The sequence below is a fragment of the Streptomyces tendae genome, assembly GCF_014650435.1.
Taxonomy (GTDB): domain Bacteria; phylum Actinomycetota; class Actinomycetes; order Streptomycetales; family Streptomycetaceae; genus Streptomyces; species Streptomyces tendae.
The window spans coordinates 1-2,177 of sequence record NZ_BMUY01000061.1; the positions used below are offsets into that span (position 1 = coordinate 1).

At 64.1% G+C, this 2,177-nt stretch carries 2 protein-coding genes and 2 pseudogenes; 1 reads left to right on the plus strand and 3 read right to left on the minus strand.

The features are described from left to right. The 3 genes and pseudogenes from IE258_RS41630 to IE258_RS42155 form a co-directional block, all read right to left on the minus strand. A pseudogene (locus IE258_RS41630) lies at positions 1-511 on the minus strand (hypothetical protein); the annotation flags it as partial. Then, positions 406-1,362: an HNH endonuclease gene (locus IE258_RS41635; RefSeq protein WP_229892780.1), complete on the minus strand. Its 957-nt coding sequence runs from the start codon at positions 1,360-1,362 to the stop codon at positions 406-408. The gene IE258_RS41635 and the pseudogene IE258_RS41630, both read right to left, overlap by 106 nt. Further along, positions 1,355-1,477: pseudogene (locus IE258_RS42155) on the minus strand (hypothetical protein); the annotation flags it as partial. The pseudogene IE258_RS42155 and the gene IE258_RS41635, both read right to left, overlap by 8 nt. On the opposite strand from IE258_RS42155, the gene IE258_RS41640 reads away from it, so the two are divergent. Beyond that, on the plus strand, positions 1,445-1,924 hold the full coding sequence (locus tag IE258_RS41640; protein WP_229892781.1) for a hypothetical protein: 480 nt from the start codon (positions 1,445-1,447) through the stop codon (positions 1,922-1,924). The pseudogene IE258_RS42155 and the gene IE258_RS41640 overlap by 33 nt on opposite strands. Positions 1,925-2,177 lie beyond the last annotated feature (253 nt).

The following is a 2,177-nucleotide window of genomic DNA, read 5'->3' on the forward strand; positions in this document are numbered from 1 at the left end:
GGCTGACGCGGTTATCGATGATCCACGACCACTGCCAGACGCCACCCTCGAGAGGTCGTGGCTGCTGCTGGTAGAGGGCCCACCACACGCGTTCGCCGACGCCCTTACGGATGCGGTCCAGGTCGGTGAGGTTGTATCGGCTGGGCCAGAGCGCTTCACCCGGCTTCCGGCCCAGGGGGTCGTCTTCGGAGAGCGCTACAGCGGGGAGGTCAAGGACGGTCCATTCATCGCCCTCTGTCTCCAGCAGCCGGCCGGAGAGGTCGTCGGGGTTCCAGCGGGTGTTGATGACGACCAGGGAGCCGTTGGGCTCCAGCCGGGTGAGGGCGACGGACTGCCACCAGTCCCAGACCCGGTCGCGCTGGGTCTGGGACTCGGCGTCTTCGGATCCCTTGAAGGGGTCGTCGACTATGAGGCAGTTGTGGACGAGTAGGCCTCCAGCAAAGAAGTTGCTGTTGCCTTCCACTTGGAGGTCATGGACTCGGACGCTTGGCGCGTGTACTCGGCGAACCACGGAAACGGTGACGTGGCCGACTTGTGGTGCACGGCGTGGCAGGTGTAGCAGATCAGGATGAGGTTCTCGACGCGGTTGTTCGCCGGGTTCTCGTCCAGGTGATGCACGATGAGGTTCGACCGCTGGGCGGGGGCGCCGTTGCGCATGAACGTGACCGGGTTGTAGGTCGCGGTGCATGCGACGCAGCGGTCCTTGTCCCGCTCGAAGATCAGAGGGCGGGTCTCCTTGAACCACTTGCTGTAGCTGGTTCCGTCCTTGTAGTGGGAGTTGCCCCAGCCGAGCATGCGTATGGAGTGCGCCTTGTCCGCGCAGGGTCGTGAGCAGTACACCGTGCGGCTGGTCTTCTTGCGGAAGATCAGCCCGCACACGGTGCATGCCGTCTCGGGATGGTTCCGCGAGTCGATCCGGCACTGCATCGAGCAGAACTTGTTGTTCCTCTTGCCGGGCATCGCAACGTCGCAATGCTGACACCGTCGGGCGTTCTTCACGGCGTGGTGTGCCTGCGAGTGTTCCTTGCAGCAGTAGAAGGCGAAGTGTCCGCGTCGCAGCGCCTTGTTGTACTCGTAGCGCGGCTTGAGGAACTCCTCGTTGCACCACAGGCAACGGAGCAGGATCTTCACCGAGCGGACCTTCATGTAGCACTCTCGGTGCGCTTGGCCTCGCCCCAGGTTGTTCTTGGGCTTCCCGCACAGGATGCACGTCTTGTTCAGGCGGGAGGGCTTGTGCGAGAAGCCGGTCTCCGGGGCGTAGAGCAGAGGCCGCTTTGTAACCGGGTCCATCGGCATAGAAGGGGTGATCTCTGGTAGCCCGTACTCGATGCCCACCAGCGGTGATGACTTCGCAGAGTCCATCGGTGTAGGTCGTCCTTGTCGCCACGACGCGCCGCCATTCGGTGCGTCCACTGGAGTGGTTGAAGGAGAGGACCCGCGGCTTGTGCTGCTTCGCGACCAGGTCGGCGATGCGCATGGGGCCGATTTCGGTGGTGACTACCGTCTCGTCGGGGAAGCAGTTCGCTCCCTTGCCTGTGAGGCCTCCGCCGACGCCGGCGGTGACCATGCCGCCCTCGTGTCCGGCGATGTCGAAGCGGTTGGCCGCTCGAGATGCCTGGTTGAGGGCGATACCGAGGGATTCCGAGTAGCCGGTGATGGTGTCTCGGATCCATCGGCCGTGGTCGTCGGCGAGGGTGGAGCTGTAGGAGGCGAGCATGAGGCGGTGGTCGGGGTGTCGTCGCAGGTACCAGACGGGAGCCCACCGGGATGCCCTTCTGCTCTTTCCGTGCCGTGGGGGCATGGTGAGCATGACCTTGACGCGTTCTCCGGCGGCTATGCGCTGGAAGGCGCGGTCGACGAGGTCGAGGTGCGGTGCCTGCATCTCCTTTCCTCCGGTGAGCACCGCGGCGAGGGCTCCTGGTGAGCGGTCCATTGCCATCTCACGTTCCACTTGGGCGAGCTGCTTGCGTAGGTCGTCTGACGCTGCGCGGGCGATCTCTGCTCGTTGCTGTTGGGGCAGGGATCGGTAGTACGTGAGCAGCTCACTGTTGTGGGTGGTGTCCGGCATGGACCCCCCCTCCTTGTGGTCACTAGTGTACACGAGGAGTCTCTTGGATACCCTGGTGTAATGACAGAGCAGACGAACGAGATCAGCGTCCGGGAGCTCCGGGCCCAGG

Bases quoted from the DNA above. Each gene is read 5' to 3' on its own strand.
- IE258_RS41635 (WP_229892780.1), bottom strand. From the start codon at position 1,362: ATGGACTCTGCGAAGTCATCACCGCTGGTGGGCATCGAGTACGGGCTA.